The organism is Burkholderia sp. F1, from assembly GCF_050813845.1.
Classification (GTDB): domain Bacteria; phylum Pseudomonadota; class Gammaproteobacteria; order Burkholderiales; family Burkholderiaceae; genus Burkholderia; species Burkholderia ubonensis.
This window is the reverse complement of the sequence record NZ_CP172421.1, coordinates 2245937-2261972: the sequence shown is the minus strand read 5'-3', so window position 1 is coordinate 2261972 and position 16036 is coordinate 2245937. Positions and strand designations below refer to the sequence as shown.

At 61.5% G+C, this 16036-nt stretch carries 12 protein-coding genes; 9 read left to right on the top strand and 3 right to left on the bottom strand.

Annotation, left to right across the window (positions count from 1 at the left end):
• Window positions 1-512: 512 nt before the first annotated feature.
• Window positions 513-785, bottom strand: a complete 273-nt coding sequence (locus ACFIMZ_RS10670) for a hypothetical protein (protein ID WP_431819494.1) — start codon at window positions 783-785, stop codon at window positions 513-515.
• Window positions 786-928: 143 nt separating this feature from the next.
• On the opposite strand from ACFIMZ_RS10670, the gene ACFIMZ_RS10665 reads away from it, so the two are divergent.
• Both ACFIMZ_RS10665 and ACFIMZ_RS10660 read left to right on the top strand, forming a co-directional pair.
• Complete coding sequence (locus tag ACFIMZ_RS10665; RefSeq protein WP_431819493.1) at window positions 929-1420, top strand: hypothetical protein; 492 nt, start codon at window positions 929-931, stop codon at window positions 1418-1420.
• Between the two features lie 126 nt (window positions 1421-1546).
• Window positions 1547-2593 (top strand): exodeoxyribonuclease VII large subunit, encoded by a 1047-nt coding sequence (locus tag ACFIMZ_RS10660; protein ID WP_431819492.1) that lies wholly within the window; start codon window positions 1547-1549, stop codon window positions 2591-2593.
• 84 nt (window positions 2594-2677) lie between these two features.
• Here ACFIMZ_RS10660 and mobH read toward each other — a convergent pair whose 3' ends face one another.
• A complete protein-coding gene (gene mobH, locus ACFIMZ_RS10655; protein ID WP_431819491.1) occupies window positions 2678-4543 on the bottom strand; it encodes a MobH family relaxase in 1866 nt (621 codons plus the stop codon).
• A gap of 530 nt (window positions 4544-5073) precedes the next feature.
• On the opposite strand from mobH, the gene ACFIMZ_RS10650 reads away from it, so the two are divergent.
• Together ACFIMZ_RS10650 and ACFIMZ_RS10645 are read left to right on the top strand one after the other, a co-directional pair.
• Window positions 5074-6807 (top strand): ATP-dependent nuclease, encoded by a 1734-nt coding sequence (locus ACFIMZ_RS10650; RefSeq protein ID WP_431819490.1) that lies wholly within the window; start codon window positions 5074-5076, stop codon window positions 6805-6807.
• Window positions 6797-8218: a UvrD-helicase domain-containing protein gene (locus ACFIMZ_RS10645; RefSeq protein ID WP_431819489.1), complete on the top strand. Its 1422-nt coding sequence runs from the start codon at window positions 6797-6799 to the stop codon at window positions 8216-8218. The genes ACFIMZ_RS10650 and ACFIMZ_RS10645 overlap by 11 nt, the downstream gene beginning before the upstream one ends.
• Window positions 8219-8304: 86 nt before the next feature.
• Here the strand turns inward: ACFIMZ_RS10645 and ACFIMZ_RS10640 are convergent, their stop codons facing one another.
• Window positions 8305-9390: a DUF4238 domain-containing protein gene (locus ACFIMZ_RS10640; protein WP_431819488.1), complete on the bottom strand. Its 1086-nt coding sequence runs from the start codon at window positions 9388-9390 to the stop codon at window positions 8305-8307.
• A gap of 402 nt (window positions 9391-9792) precedes the next feature.
• On the opposite strand from ACFIMZ_RS10640, the gene ACFIMZ_RS10635 reads away from it, so the two are divergent.
• From ACFIMZ_RS10635 to ACFIMZ_RS10615, 5 genes are all read left to right on the top strand, one after another.
• Complete coding sequence (locus ACFIMZ_RS10635) at window positions 9793-10311, top strand: Hcp family type VI secretion system effector (protein WP_431819487.1); 519 nt, start codon at window positions 9793-9795, stop codon at window positions 10309-10311.
• An 89-nt stretch (window positions 10312-10400) separates the two neighbouring features.
• Window positions 10401-14573, top strand: a complete 4173-nt coding sequence (gene tssI / locus ACFIMZ_RS10630; protein WP_431819486.1) for a type VI secretion system tip protein TssI/VgrG — start codon at window positions 10401-10403, stop codon at window positions 14571-14573.
• Window positions 14570-15436 (top strand): hypothetical protein, encoded by an 867-nt coding sequence (locus tag ACFIMZ_RS10625; RefSeq protein WP_431819485.1) that lies wholly within the window; start codon window positions 14570-14572, stop codon window positions 15434-15436. The genes tssI and ACFIMZ_RS10625 overlap by 4 nt, the downstream gene beginning before the upstream one ends.
• A complete protein-coding gene (locus ACFIMZ_RS10620; RefSeq protein ID WP_431819484.1) occupies window positions 15433-15681 on the top strand; it encodes a hypothetical protein in 249 nt (82 codons plus the stop codon). The genes ACFIMZ_RS10625 and ACFIMZ_RS10620 overlap by 4 nt, the downstream gene beginning before the upstream one ends.
• Entirely contained in the window at window positions 15660-16028 is a 369-nt protein-coding gene (locus ACFIMZ_RS10615) for a hypothetical protein (protein ID WP_431819483.1), read from the top strand. The genes ACFIMZ_RS10620 and ACFIMZ_RS10615 overlap by 22 nt, the downstream gene beginning before the upstream one ends.
• The last annotated feature ends 8 nt before the right edge of the window (window positions 16029-16036 follow it).

Genomic DNA, 16036 nt, shown 5'->3' with positions numbered 1-16036 from the left:
CATGTGGGGCGCCATTGTAGGAGTTGTCTTACGATGTGCACGAAAAAGCTTTCGGACAGTTCTTGGTGGCCGGATAGAAAAGCCGCGTTGTGAAGCATGCGATAGGGTCCATCGGGCGGCTTCTTTCAATCCGGCTTAGCGCGCCTCCCTATTGTTTTGAGTTGTCGGTGACGTCTTCGCGACGTGGGAGTGAGAGTGGACGTGCAGGCCGGCAGCTTGCACGGCAAGGAAAGAACCGCGAGCGGTTCCGGATCGCAGCAGGGTGGGGGATTAGCTGCGCTCGGTGAGCACCGGCAAAGAGACGCCGATGTTCTCCGGCATGATGGTCACCGATAAGGCGGCGACGTCAGTTCAACGCCGCTGTCACGTCATTCGTATGTGCTGACTCACCACGCGTCGATAGGCAATTTGTGCCTACGTCGTAATGTAAATGATGAGTAATCCTATAAAAAGGCGATGTCACGTCACATCGATGCCACCGATTAGCTGGCCCTGCGCGGTAGGCGTGCGGCTTAACGCTCCGGCTCTGCCCGGTAGGCGCACCAGTAGAGGTGAGAGCTTTTGTGGTGGCGGGCAAGCTTGCGTACAGCATAGATACGGACACGCCCGAGCTGGCCAGCGTCGACCACCACCTGTTGCTCTTCCGGCCCGTCACGGGTGGGCGTCGGCAGCGCGTTCAGTGCGGCCCCGACGACCTCACCTGGAATGTGCCCCAGGATGCCGCTGTCCGTCGGGATCGACGACGTCGGGGTGGCGGCGGGCGGTGGTGTGAGATGATCGGTCATGGTGCGCCACCCAAAAATGGAGATAAGGCGCTTTGAGTATAAATCGTGGCGAGGCGAGAGCGGGCGGCGGCCAAGGTGGTCATGCAAACGCTATCGCGGCAACCCATAAAGGAGGGCGTGTGACACAACAGGGGAACCGGTGGATGCTGGCGGCCAAGGATCTTTGGAGCGACTTACCCTTCTTCGGCGCGATCGGCTTAATCTGCGGCCTGATTCAATCGGTCGGTTACCGGTACTTCAACAAATCCAACGTAGGCACCGAACTCCTGTTGGAGCACATTCCCTTCGTGTCGTTGGTGACGACCGTGGGAATTCTCTGGTTCGCCAAGTGGGGCGTCGAGCGGCTTTGCATCCAACGGGATCGGCCGCGTCTCCGTGCACTGATGGCGCACGTCAGCATGCGCGCCGTGTCCTTTGCCTCGGTCTCCGCTGCGGTCATCATCGGTTTTGGGGTCGCCGTCGCCGCGTGCCAAGACTACGGGTACGCGTTCAAGTTTTGGGTGCTTTCGTTGCCCTTTGCTGCATTAGCCGAAATAGCGGCCAACCCATCGTGGGCCCCGGGGTACTCCAAACTCTATTTGCTAGCCGTGGGCATCATCATAGTCACGCCGTTCGCGGCCGCTTTGATGCGCTGACGTCGATCACCGTCCGCTCAGGTTCCCTCCGCTCGCCGAACGTCATGGCCGTCCCGCGCTTGCGACGCCCAACGAAACGTGTGTGGCAAGCTGTGGCGAAAACAACGTAACCGCTCTTGTCTCGCGATGAACGCCAACAACTCGACTGCTGCGCTGCCGCAGCAAGATTACCCGCTCGCCTTGACGCCCGAAGCCCTTGGCAATGTCATTCGTCTCGCTGCCCCCGAAGGGCCGGTCACCGTCAAAGGGGTCGCGAAAGAGGTCAAGGTGTGGACTCGCCCGGGCGACACCGAGCCAACCAAGACCTATGGCCGCCTGGTGCTCGGCGACGCCAACATACGCTTCGAACTCCCTGCCACATCGCGCTTGCGCGACGACGCGCATGTCGTGCTTTACGGTACGTTGCGCGTTCGCGCCGCGCAGGCATATCGCATGACCCACGAGGTCACCCTGGTGGGCGATGTGGTCGGACGTTGGCAGCCTGTCGTGGAGGACGCCGATGCGCCCACCATACCGTTGGAGCGGAAGGTGGCGCGAATGTCCCTTGAGGTGGTCGTGGCGAAACACGGCATCGAGGCCGTAGGGTTTCTTGCCACCAAGACCGCGTGGCAAGACCTGACCCAAGCAGCGGCTTCGGTTTCCGAGCTCGCCCTGTGCACGCGGGGGGAGCCGAACTTCATGAAGGCCACCGTCTTTGTCGAGTCGCTTAAAACCATGCTGGCTTCGACGCCTCGGATCAAGGCGCTCGTTGTCGCTCGCGGCGGCGGCGAAGGCATGGAAATCATCGGCGACGAACCTGTCGTGGCAGCCGCTTTGCTCGAATGTGGTTTGCCGTTCTTCACGGCGATGGGTCATGAGCGGGATATTCTGCTGCTCGACAAGCACGCCGACTACAGTTACCCCACGCCCTCGATCTTCGGCCATAGCTTGGCCGAAGCCGCTCGCACCCATGCGGAGAAGGTCGCACAAGCGCAGCGTTTGAACGACCTACAGACCAAGTACGACGCGTCGGTGAAGGCATTGGCAGATGCTCGGGTGAATGCTCCCGAGCAGACCGTCCGAATCACCCATCAATCGACGGCATCGCCGCGACGTTTCAACTACGTGCTGCCCGGCATTGTCTTGTTGGTATTGCTGATGGTGTTCCTGCTGGGTCGATGCTCGCACGGCTAATTTTAAGGCGCCGGCCTCATGATCTCGAGCCTCGCCTGATGACGAGTTGAGTGTGCATGCAATGCGTGAGACATGACGTCTCGCTTATGCTTCCATGGCTAATTCCAGGTAGGGATTGTTGAGCGGCGGTTCGCTGAATAACGTCGCCCACTCGTTGAGCAGATACCCATGGAGCTTTCGCGATTTGCGAGGCCCCGTCACCGTGCAGGTCCAGATGTTCAATCCATTGGGTTGCTTGCGATGCAGTTGCAGCTTCTCGAACTTCTTCTGCACCCACTGCCAATCGTGCAACTGCTGCGCCTTGGCTAGGGTCGCCACGCGCGGATGCTCCTGGGCATAGCGCTGGAAAATTCCTGGGCTGACCAGGTACACCGTATCGGCCACGGTATGCACCAGCGCCTTCGCGTCGTTGATCACCAGCTTGTGGCTCTGTACCGCATGACTCAGCCACGTGATGAAGTGTTCGCCCGAGGGCGGCGCGGTCGGCGGGGTGGCGTGAGGTGGCACGGGTTCCGCCGCCGAGGGTGGAGGTGAAGGCGGCGCGGGCGGGACGATGGGCATAGGTGGCGCGGTCGGCGTCGTCATGAGGGCCCCCGTGGCCATCGGCGGGGCATCCGGCATCACGGGCAGGGGCGGTATCGGCTCAGGCACAGGTGTATCCGGCTTGGCGGGCTCAGGCGCAGCGCCGAACAGGTTCAGCAAGTCAGCGATGGCGTCTGCCGGGGCGGGCGCGGGCACCACGGCCAGCGCCGCAGGCGGCGGGCTCGTATCGGCGGCGTCGGCCATCACCGTGTCGTCCTCAGTGGCCATGACCTCCACGACGACAGTGCCAGTGAATGGTGGCGGGCGCTGCGTGGCGTCATCCCAGATCAGTGCCGGTGCCAGTTTGAGGAAGGTGAAGGTGTGCGACCAGCCATTGTCGCCGGTTACCGTCGCCTTCCAGATCGCCTTGCCGACCGCCGTTGGCTGGGCCATGCCGTGGTCCTGCAGGATGGTGAACAGCGCCGTGTTGCTGCTGGGAATGCCCTCGATGCCCTGCGACAGCAGGTGCGCGCGGAGCTTGTCCGACACGGTCTTGCTGACCAGCCACAGCGCCTCTTGCGTGAGCCAGCCATCCGACGCCTGCGGCTGATTGAGCTTGAACTCGTGCTTGAGTAGGTAGCGCAGACCGTCCAGCAGCTTGCGCTGCAGCGCATGCTTCGGCGCGGCTAGCGCCTTGCTCGGGTCGCCGCCGAGTTCCTGCGCGACCGATGCCTGATCGGCCTGCACGACCAGTTCGCCCAGCACGCCGGCATGCTCGTATTGTCCTGCCAGCACATACAGCAGCGAGGACCATGCCTCTTGATGATCGCTGAGCCAGTCGAGGATTTTGCTGTCGAGCACCTGCATATACAGTAAGCCTGTCGCAGCACTGTGCAGGCGATAGGCACGCCCCTCGCGATAGCGAAACCGATAGGGCTGGTTCAGCGGACCATGCCATGGGTGCCACACCAGCCCGTCGGCCAGTTCGACGTCGAGGTCCACGGCAATCTTTCCCAGGTCGTGCAGCAGCGCGGCGTAGGCCGCTGCGGCCGTCCAGACTTCGGCCTGAGCAGCTTGATCTTCTGGCGTCGTGCCGACCGGCAACAGGCGCGACTGGCGCAGTTTCAGCGCGTAAGCGACGATCTCGAGCCCGTGGTCCAGCATGCCACCCGGGTAGGCATGGTGATGGCTCTCCGACGCGGGGAGTTCCTGCACCAGCGTCGCATAGCGTTCCAGCGGCTGTCGGTAGAGCTGGGAGAACTGCGTGCGGGACAACGACGTGCGCTGCCAGATGTGCTCCAGCAGCATCCGCCGACGTTGGGTGCTCAGCAGCGCCAGCGCCGATGCTGGCCGGGTGAAACCGCTGGGGGTGGTATCGGGCGGCGCGGAGGCGGGCGCGGCGGTTTTCTTCGAGAACAGTCTGAACATGCGTGCTCCGGCAGCAAGCGGCCGCGGGAGGGCCTTTTCCTTTTCGAAGCAGCAGATGTAGCTCGGCGCATACCGCGCGGCTACGGACAATCCGATGTTCTTGTTGTCCGTGTTTCGCGCAGGGATGGGTGGTCTGGTTCGATGGCCTTTTCGCTTTTCGGGTAGGACCTTTCCCCTTGCCCCCTTCCGTTAGACTTTCCCCGTCCTTTTCCGCTGGGAATCTCCTGCCAGTTCGCTAATCCAGCTAACGGTAGGTCGCGCTCAAGAAGGCGCATCGAATAGGGCATTCGCTGTCGGTTGCTTGTCAGGGCCGCCTTCATCCCAGATGGATGACTGCATTTCTCGAAGCTGGTTGGTTCTGCATCCCCCATAATGCAATCGCAGGGCACCGGCGGACGTCGACCATCGAACTGTTTGGCGAGTCGCGCTGCGACGCAGATGCCGACGCGACATGCACGGGCGCCTCATCGTGTCGCGGCCGGTGATCGCCACCGTTCGGCGGATGATGCAGAAAAACGAAGGAGGGGAGCGTGGTTCGGATTTTCCAAATCGACATCCAGCACTTCAGGTCCATACAAACGCTTTCCTGGCGCCCATCGCTAGGCCTGAACTGCCTCATTGGCCCTGGCGACAGCGGCAAGACCACCATTGTCGATGCTATCGACCTGTGTCTCGGCGCTCGGCGGAACGTCACCTTCGGCGATACCGATTTTTTCGCCCTTGACGTTACCCATCCCATCCAGATCACGCTCACCCTGGGCCGGTTGCCCGACGCGCTGAAGGATCTGGATGCCTACGGCCACTACCTGCAGGCGTTCGACGTTGCGACCGGGATGTTGCACGAAGAACCCCAGCAAGGATTGGAAACCGTCCTCACGCTACGCCTGACGGTGGACAGCGAACTGGAGCCCGCGTGGACCTTGGTGTCCCAGCGCGCCCAAGCACTGGGCCTGGAGCGCAACATCGCCTGGAAAGATCGGGTCGCGCTGGCGCCCGCACGGCTGGGCACCTACGCCAGTTCGAACCTGTCCTGGACACGTGGATCGGTCCTCAACCGGTTGAGCGAAGAGCGCCCCAACTTGGGGGCCGAGCTTGCTAACGCCGCCCGTCAGGCACGTGCCAACTTCGGCAACCAGGCCGGCGCCCAACTGGCTGAAACACTGCAAATCGTGACGCAGAAGGCGACCGCTCTAGGGGTTCCTGTCGGTGCTCAGGCTCAGGCGCTGCTGGATGCGCATTCAGTTTCCATCAGCGATGGTGCCATCGCCCTGCATGACGATCGAGGCGTGCCGTTGCGCTCGCTCGGCACGGGTTCCTCACGCCTGCTGGTGGCCGGGCTACAACGTGCCGCGGCCCAGCGCGCATCGATTGCCTTGGTTGACGAGGTGGAGTACGGGCTGGAACCGCATAGGCTTGTCCGCCTGCTGAACGACCTTGGTGCAAAGGAAAATCCGCCACCGCTGCAGGCGTTTCTGACTACCCACTCGCCGGTAGCTGTGAGGGAGCTCAGTGGCGAGCAGATCTTCGTCGTTCGCAAGGAGCCGGACGGTGCACACAGAGTTCGTGTGATCGGCGTCGACGACGACGTGCAGAGCACCATCAGATTGGATCCGGAGGCGTTTCTTGCGCGCAGCGTCATCGTGTGCGAAGGCGCCAGCGAAGTCGGCTTTGTCCGTGGCCTGGATCAGTGCTGGACACAGGCCAACGGGCGTTCGATGCTCGCTGCAGGCACTTCATACGTCAACGTTGGTGGCGGCGAGCCAGACAGATGTTTTGTGCGAGGTAAAGCGCTTCGGAAGTTGGGTTATCGCGTCCTCGTACTCGTCGACGCTGATAAGCCGCCAACACCGGCGGCCGTCCAGGAATACGAGGCCTTGGGCGGAGAGTGGATCACCTGGCGGCCGGGCCGAGCCTTGGAGGATGAGCTGTTTCTGAGCTTGCCGGACGCGGCCGTTGACCAGCTGCTCCAGCGGGCAGTCGAGTGGCTCGACGAAGAGCTGGTGGCCGCGCACATCCAGACCCAGTCCAACGGTCAGGTCACGCTCGCGCATATTCGGGCGCAACGGCAACTGGGGCACGCCTATCCGCCGAATGTGCGCGAAACCCTCGGGTTGACCTCACGCAATCGCAAGAACAGCTGGTTCAAGTCTGTGACCAAGTTCGAGTCCATTGCGAAAGAGCTTGTTGGCCCGCATCTCGCAGCGTCTGAAGCTGGTTTTCTTGCCTTGGTCAGCCAGCTCTACAGGTGGGCCCATGCCGCCTGATCTCGACCTGTTCGCCTTCCGGCGTGGCACCGTGACCGCGCCGGCCGGTTGCGGCAAGACGCAGATCATCGCCGACACGCTGACCCAACACACAGACGCCAAGCCGGTTCTCGTTCTCACCCATACCAACGCGGGCGTGACCACGTTGCGACTGCGCATGCAGCGTGGCAACGTTCCGTTGTCGGCGTATCGCGTGGCCACGATCGACGGCTTTGCTATGCGCCTGGTCAGCACCTTCCCGCAACGCAGCGGCATACCGGCTGCCACGCTCGAGCTGAGAAATCCGCGTGTCGACTATCCCGCTATCCGGGCGGCCGCCTGCGCGCTGGTACAGGGCGGCCATCTGAACGACACTCTCGCGGCAACGTATGCGCACCTCATCGTCGACGAATACCAGGACTGCAACCTCGTCCAGCACGCTCTGGTGACGGCGCTCGCGGAGGTTTTGCCCACCAGCGTCCTTGGTGATCCGATGCAGGCCATCTTCGGCTTCGGCGGCAACCAACTGGTGGACTGGAACGCACACGTGCTACCGCAATTTCCGCTGATCGGTGAGCTCGACCAGCCCTGGCGCTGGATCAATGCCGGCACCCACGGGTTTGGACAGTGGCTGCTGGAGTGCCGTCGGCTGTTGCTGGCGGGGGGCAACATCGATTTGCGCCACGCGCCACCAGAAGTCACTTGGATCCAGTTGCAGCCTGCTACTGCCGAGCGGCAGCGTATGGCCGCGGCGATGACACGGTCAGTCACGCCCGATGGGCAGGTGCTGGTCATAGGTGATAGCCGCAATCCGCGAGGGCGGCGGCAGATGGCCAGCCAAACGCCCGGTGCCACCGCTGTCGAACCGGTGGACCTGGCCGATCTCACCAACTTCGGCCGGACCTTCAACTTGCAAGCCGCGGATGCCGTTACGCAGTTGATCAACTTCGCCGCCGAGAACATGACGCAGGTGGGTGTCGCGGCCTTGTTGCCAAGACTGGATTCTCTGCGGCGAGGAACGGCCCGCACGCCGCCGACGCCAGCAGAAGCTGCGTTGATGGCCTTCGCCGCTACGCCGACTTTCCCCTTGGCGGTGGAAGCGTTGCGCGCCTTGACTCGCCAGCAGGACGCGCGCGTGTATCGGCCAGACGTACTGTACGGCTGCCTGCGCGCCATGCAGTCGGTGGCCAGCGGTCGGGGAACGTTCGCAGAAGCTACGGTTCGAGAACGGGAACGCAATCGCCACGAGAGCCGACCGGTGGCACGTCGAGCCATCGGCAGCACCTTGTTATTGAAGGGGCTCGAAGCTGAGGTCGCTGTCATCCCCAGCCCACAGGACATGGACGCGCGACATCTCTATGTCGCCATGACACGTGGCTCGGCGCGGTTGGTTATCTGTTCGGTTACGCCAGAACTTGTTCCGCAGCAGTAGGGTGCGCGCTGTATGCGACGAGGCAGCAAACGTGCACATGTCCGATTTCGGTAAGAAACGGGCATTGCCCCCTCTCTCGCCTCAGCTTAACTCGTCGACTCACCGAACAGGTCGCGCGCCGCAGCCATTTGTGCCGCCATAGTTTCAGGGCGGCGGTCGCGGCAATCGGGGGGCCTCTTCGATATCCGGCGCTTGATCTTGCATACAGACAGCCATTGTTCGTACCGCACTTGTGTTCTCCACACATACACGTGTGTGGAAAGCTTGCCGTCACTGGTCGGAACGGGATCCGTCCTGTCTGCGCGGGCCCACACCAAGCTATTTGCGGGGATTCGGGCGCAACTACGCTCCACGTAGCCGACATCCATTGCGCGCGGGAACACGATGAAGTCCTGCCGTGATCGAAACTGCAGGCTGTTCAACAGTTCGACGTCTCGCCTGTCGCTTAACAGGGTGTGGCTGCTTCCCTTCTCGCCAAACTTGTAGACAGACTTGTCGATCAGCGCCAGGGTGACCGATGGGGACAGCGGAAGGAATATCTGGACACCGTTCTTTGTCATCCCGGTATAACCTGGGTCGTCAGAATTCCGGAGGTACCAGTTGTACAGTACCGCAGGGTGATCCGAGATCACGAAGGGGAGGTTGGTACCGTTGCTCAGGACATGCCAGGAGAGATCCTCTAGCAGCCAGCGATTCAAAACCGATCGCAGCAGCAATCGATTGCGCATGGCCCGCTCGTCGGTTGGTCTCCACTTGAGGTTCTGTACCGATTCGACAGGATGCCCATTGAGTTCTGCGAACTGTTCAAAGACTTTACTGCTGAAGCCGTCGATGAAATCTAAGGCTTGGCTTTGGGTACCGGGTGTGCGGGCCATTTGAACCGCGATGAAAGTAAGAAGGGCCGGAAGACCTGGCTCAATCACTCGGTTCGGGTCGGCTACGATGGAATCGACCGCCGCCGCCGCCGGGCCCTCGACTTTCTCGGCCAAGAACTTCTCCACAGCATTGTCGTCGTCGTAGAAGTTGTTCCGCGCGAGCACCCTACGGATGGAACTAGACCGAACCTTGTTCCGAGTCGAATCAAAAATCTGCACGTCTTCGTCGCTACTGGTGGTGAAGTGCCGAAGCAGCAGCCGTGGCACAAAGTGTTGATTCTTGGTCAGCTCAGCCAATTAGGGTCCTCAAAAGTCTCTCAAGCGCCAAGTTACCATTCCCCTGAAATCCAAGAAGAGTTTTTCTTTTGTTTACCGGCGACAAACGGCTGCTCTGTGGCGACCGGGCCAAAAATGGCCCGGTCGAGCCAAAAATGGCCCGATTATTCCTCTTTCTTTTCAATGATTTGCGTTTGTGTGGGCCACGAATGGCCCGAAATACCGGTCAAAAAATCAATTTTTGCAGCTTCGCATTCCTCGTGGTCCGTCCGAAACGCCGCGCATCCCCACTAATACGCTGATATTAAAGGATTAAATTCCGATTCGCGAAAGTTGGCACGGGCATTGCGTTAGCTATGCCGTCATCGCCGATGGCAACACGGTCAGAGGGCCGTGTCGGTTCCAACAACAAGGACTGCATCCATGCCGACTCCCGCTTATATCAGCATCCAGGGCAAGACCCAGGGCAACATCACGCAAGGCGCCTTCACCGCCGACTCCGTAGGCAACGTCTACCAGGAAGGTCACGAAGACCAGATCCTGGTCCAGGAAGTCGAGCACCTGATCGCCACCCCGACCGACCCGCAGAGCGGCCAGCCGTCGGGCCAGCGTGTGCACAAGCCGTTCACCTTCACCTCGCCGCTCAACAAGGCCACGCCGCTGCTGTACCAAGCCCTGGCCTCCGGTGAAATGCTCCCTGAAGTGGAAGTGAAGTGGTACCGCACTTCGACCGAGGGCAAGCAGGAACACTTCTTCACCACCAAGCTCGAAGACGCCACCATCGTCAACATCAACACCGTGCTGCCGCATGCGCAGGACGCCAGCAAGGCCGAGTACACCCAGATGGTCAAGGTGGCCATGGCCTACCGCAAGATCACCTGGACCCACGCCATCGCCGGCACCGAAGCGTCGGACGACTGGCGCAAGCCCCAGGAAGCCTAAGTCTGGCTCACACGCACGATCGGCGCTGGCGCCGGTCGTGCACTCCGATGGAGACCACCGGCCCGGTCACGGGCTGGTAAGGAATGCTCATGGTGGATCGAACCGACCTGCGCTTTACTTTTACCGCTGGCGACGAATTGTTCGAGGTCGTCGAGTTCACGTTGCACGAAGGTCTGTCCGAGACCTTCCATCTGCAGGTGGAGCTGGTCAGCGCCAACGCTGCCATCGACTTCGGCCAGGTGCTGGATCGTAATGGCCTGCTCACCATCTGGCAGGGCGGCGTGCCCGTGCGTTACGTGCACGGTTCGGTATCAAGTTTTGCACAGCACGACACCGGCTTTCGACGCACCCGATATGCGGCCGTGGTCGAGCCGCGCTTGGCGCGCCTGAAGCTCTCGTCCGATTGGCGGATCTTCCAGACGCTCAACGTGCCGGAGATCGCCGCGACCGTGCTCAAGGGGCATCACCAGACGCTCGACTACGAACAGCGGATTACCAACGAACACCTGCCGCGCGAATACTGCGTACAGGCGGGCGACACCGACTACGATTTTATCGAACGCATTCTGCGCGAGGAAGGCTTCTTCTACGCCTTCCAGCACACGGCCGACGGCCACCGGCTGATCCACTGCGACCGGCTGTTCATCTTCGGCCGCCAGCAGGGCGAGCCGGTGATCTACAACCCGATGCCGGGCGGCGACCAGCCGCAACCGTGCCTGCGCACCTTCGACTACACCGAGAACGTGCGTACCGCGCGGCAGGTACAGCGCGACTACACCTTCAAGAACCCGCGCTATCCGCACGAGTACCCGCGTGAAGGGACGGACCTCGAGCACCAAGGGCGCAGCTACGCGCGCTACGACTACCCAGGCCGCTACAAGCACGAGCCCAGTGGCAAGGCGTTCACACAGGACCGCCTGCGCGGTCATCGCCGCGACGCGCGCATCGCGACCGTCAGCGGTGACGACGCGCGGCTGCAACCGGGCGTGTTCTTCGACCTGATCGGCCACCCGCGCGAGGACATGAATCGCGGTTGGCGCCCGGTGAGCATCGTGCATCACGGCGTACAGACCACCAGTCAGGCGGAGGAGAGCGCCGACGCGCAGTTGGGCACGCATTATCACTTCGACGCGATGCTGGTGCCGGACGATGCCGAATGGCGAGCCGAGCCGCTGCCGCGCCCGCGCATCGACGGCCCGCAGCCGGCGACGGTAGTCGGCCCCGAAGGCGAAGAGATCTACACGGACGAGTACGGCCGCGTGAAAGTGCAGTTCCCGTGGGATCGCGAGGGCAAAGGCGACGAGCACAGCTCGTGCTGGATACGCGTGGCGCAGAACTGGGCGGGCGCGACGTGGGGGCATATGGCGATCCCACGCATCGGGCAGGAAGTGATCGTAGGCAACTACGATGGCGATCCGGACCAACCGATCGTGATCGGGAGGGTATACAACCGCCTGCAGTTGCCGCCGTACGAACTACCGCGGCACAAGACGCGGATGACGATCAAAAGCCAAACGCACAAGGGCAAAGGCTTCAACGAACTGCGCTTCGAGGACGAAGCCGGTCAGGAGGAAATCTACGTCCACGCGCAGAAGGACCAGAACATCCACGTCAACCACGACGAAACCACCTTCGTGGGCAACGACCGCAGCGAGCAGGTGGAGCACGACGAAACCATCGCCATCGGCAACGACCGCACCGAACGGGTTGGCCATGACGAGCAGGTCACGATCGGTCGGGACCGTCGCCACGACATCGGGCAGGACGACTTCCAGAGCATCGGACGCAACCACACCATCCACACCGGCAAGGACCGCACCGAAGAGGTCGGCAACCATCGTCGCGACAAGACGGTGGCCAACCACTCCACAGACATTGGCGGGCATCTGGAGCAGCGCGTGGCAGGCCATGCCGAGCTGGAGGCCGGGCAGAACATCCGTCGGCGCAGTCGCGTGATCGAACTGGCAGCCGGCGATGTGTTCCGTCTACGCGGCCCCGGCGGCACCATCACCCTGGACGACAGTGGCATCCTGCTGGATGGCGTCGGCGTCCACTTCAAGGGGCCGCTCAACGCCGACAAAAAAGGCTCAGGAAACGCCATCGACATGGCGGGCATACCGATCTTTGCCGGCCTGCCGCTGACCTTGCCCGAAGAAAGCGGGCAACTCGAGAGCACCTTTGCCCTCGACCAGCTCACGGGCATCGCGCAGCGTTGCACCAAGGGCGAATTCACACTGATGCTCGCCCCCATCTTCGGCTTCGACATTCCCGCGCACACCTACATCAAGCTGTACGACGGCCTGCGCCAGGGCACCATTGTCAACCCCGAACATCGGCTGATGAAGCAGGGTAAGTCGCCGGCCGACTACGACAACCGCGAGCGCGTGGTTCGGGTGCACGCTCTGACCGTGGAACGCGCACGCACCGACAACGAGGCCTCCAGCCTGCTGCTGGCCGCGTTGCTGCATGAATTTGGCCACCACATCGACAACCTGCTACGGCACGACCTGGCCGACCGCCATCCGGATGGCACCTCCACGCTGGCGGACGACAGCCCCCTCGACGAAGGCGCGCGCTACGCCTATCACATGGCATTGTTCGATTTAGAATCGACCACCCAGGTCACCTACGCCCACTACACCGGCCCCGCTGGCAGCGGCCCGCTGACGCTCGACTACGCCGAGGCATCCAAGGCTATTCGCGCCCTGCAGGGCGGCGACGCCCACGAACACGAGGAAAAGACCGGCACCCGCGAAGCCTTCGGCGCCGGCCGCGGCGAGCATCACGACACGCAACCCGACAGCTCCTTCGGCCACGAGTCTATCGAGGATGCCTTGGGCGAGGCGGGCTTTAACGCGCAACAGCGCAAGCAAATCTATTTCGGCAATTGGCTGCGCGACTACTCGCAGTTAATGGACCCGAAAATCGTCCGGCCGCCGAGTGCAGAAAAGGACCTCTCCCGATATCTGTCGCGCGGAGTCTTGACCCGCGTGGTCGATCTGCTCGCCTTGCGCGAGTTTCACTCCATCCAGAGTAAGAGCAAGAAACTCACGGTGGGTAAGGAATACACCTACATGCTCGACATGGAGATGTTGGGCGTCTATCGTCCTAGCGAACATATCGACAACCCCAGCAACTTCAAGCCCAGCCCCGCCGACCCGCGCACGGTGGATCCGGCGTTCGAGCCTTGGGCATTGCAGGGGGACCCGCGTCTGGCCATCGATAAAGCCAGCTCGATGAAGCGGTACATCTTTGATTCAAAGAAGTACATGGGCGAGCAATTGAACGAAGCGCTAGATGCCGGGCCCACGGCAAAAGGATTCCGGCTTTTTGGCGCTGCGTTGCATGTATTGGAAGACTATTTCGCCCATTCCAATTTCGTGGAGCTGAGCCTGCGCAAATTCCACCCCAACGTGCTGGCGTGGACGGCGCCACGCAGCAGCACGCAAAGCCGGCATGCCCTGCCGGTGGTCACTGGTATGTTCGGGTCGTTGGACATCATCGCCAGCCTCGCAGAGCCCATGGCGCAGATGATGTTCCCTGTGGATGACGGTGAGTTCAAGCCCACCAAGCCGGGGCAGCGCTCGGATGGCGAGCGCATGATGCTCATCTTGCTGGAAGATCATAGGGACGGGACTTATTTGGCGGCCTTTGACCAGTTCTTGAAATGGCGCGACAGCCTAGCAAGTGTTCCGGGCTATGAATTAGCAGCCCGCATCGCCTGGGTTGCGAAGGCACCCCTGCGTGCCGTGACCAACGCATACAACCTGGTTTTCCAGGCCATGATTCAACTGATCGGCAACAGCGTGGACGACGTACAAACCTACTCCGGCAGCGACCCCAATGCTGACGAGAGCATGGACCCATCGCATTCCCAGTTGGCCAAGGACCATGACGTACACCCCTTCCATTCCTTGGCCGCAACGCTGGCCAAGCATGCGGTGCGCGACGTCGGTCAGGCGATGAAGGCACGATGGGAACATCGCGCTGGGCGGGATCCGGCGGCACTGGCAGCCAGCTACCTGGTCCACCCCAACGACTGCCAGTGGCAGGATGCCATCGTCAAGGCATGGGCACAGGCCAATCCCGACGCCATCCGTCGTGGCGCGTCTCGTACTGAGTTGGAGCATCTGCACGAGGTGCACGGCAAGCGGGCACTGGAACGCTTGCGGCAAATAGGGCGCTACGGCGTAGCCGGCCGTGACTATATCCAGAAGTACTATGAAACACTGTTCGGCGAAAAGAACCAGATAGCACGATGAAAAAAGAGAAATCTCATGTCTCGGTATGGCTTCTGACCGCGCTCCTGCTGCTCAGCGGTTGCGGTCAAGCTAAGTCGGAGCCCGAGCCGACCACAGAAGAGGGTGAGATGGCAGCGCAGGTGCGGTGGCTAAAACGCGCCACGGATGTTACCAATCAAGTGGATGACTGGCTTCATGGTTCGCCGAGAAAAGCTCCTCGCGGAGCTAAGCCCGAACTGATTGTGGAGAACGACCGCATCACTCTGGATGGCAAACTGCTGGTGTTGGAAGCCCCTGTCGCTGAATGGTGGAAGGTGCTGGGTCCTCCAAGCCGACAAGACCGTCAAGGTGATGTTCAAGTCTGGGATGACTTGGGCGTCGGCTTGACAACGAGGGTTGATGACCTCACAAAGAAAACGCTTGCGGACATGACAAGTCAATTCTATGACTCTAACCCTACGTCCGACGAAGCATATGAAAGGCAGCGAGAGAAAAGGAGCCGGACGCGAGACCAGGCGCAAAACAGTGGCGTCTTCCAAGTCTCGTCGTTCTATGTGCGCATTCGCGCCATTCCCGGCCCTGATACAGATGAAGATGGGCGGCCGGTAATTCGCCAAGCATTCAAGGGTTATCTGCAAGTTAACGGTGTCGGCGTGGACGCCGAGAGCACTTTGCGGGACATCTCACGCTGGAGCGACAAATCCAAGCATCCGCTTTCTTACCACTGCCTTCGCTTGGACGAACTTCGTCGCTGCACGGCAAATACGGAAGTGGCTGAAAATGGAACTAGCATGGACTTTGGTTTTACGGTGGATGAAACCGAGCAGCGCCGTATCATGTCTTTCTCGTTCTCATGCGAAGACTGTCCACGTCCCACGCCATGAGTATGCAGCAGCCTTGCCCGTCCAACATCGGCACGCCAATGGCAGCAGAAGCGATGAAGGCTCGTTGGAAGAACGGAGGAACCAGATACCGCGATGACAACGATAAATCCTATTTTGGCACCTTTGCTGGCTGCCCTGATGTTTCTCAGCGGTTGTACTCGAGCCCAATCGGAATCGCCGCGCGCGCGAGCGATGAGTTGCCGAAAACAGGAGGACATGGCACGTGCGTTCCTGGCATCTTCTGATGGTCGTCTGTTTTCTGCTCGGTGTGGGCACAGACACCCATGCGCAGACTTCCGGCCCGTTCGAGCTGAGTTGGCCGAATCCCGGCGAAACGCTCGTTTACCAATCGCGCGGCTGTGCCGATGCCTGCTGGGAGGCGGCGTTGGTGAACAAGCGCACTGGTGTTTTGCTCGCGCGCCTGCGCTGCGAGGGCACCGACTTGCCGCTCACGCTTCGCGGCTACCGGCCCGCCGCGACACCATCCGAGGTGGAGCTCGACGATTGCAGCCCGGATGCCTGGCCGCCGAAGGGCGTGAACAAGTTTCAGGCCATACCGGCGGCATTGGAGCGTTTGCTCACGATGCCGTGATGTTGGGC